Raw genomic sequence first — 237 nt, 5'->3', positions numbered from 1 at the left:
GACCAGCAAAGGCTTTGCATTACAAGCAGCAGATGGCGCTAAAGTTCAGAAAAACCTAGGCGAAGCAGTTGAAGTTGTCGGTGCCGACAGCAACATCACCACGAAAGTTGCAGGTGGTCAGGTTGCAATTGAGTTAAATAAAAACCTCAACAACTTAACTGGCATTACCGTGAACGATGGAACCAATGGCACCAATGGTTCAACTGTGATTGGTAAAGATGGTATTTCGGTTAAAGA

General features: G+C 44.3%; 1 protein-coding gene. It reads left to right on the top strand.

Features of this window, described 5'->3' with window-relative positions; translation table 11 throughout:
* Positions 1-237, top strand: a 237-nt coding sequence (locus AC1Z3T_RS21245; RefSeq protein WP_483397001.1) for a hypothetical protein, incomplete at both ends; no start/stop codon positions are given.

It is taken from the genome of Acinetobacter sp. B-6, assembly GCF_056930735.1.
This window is presented reverse-complemented; position numbering and strand designations above follow the sequence as displayed.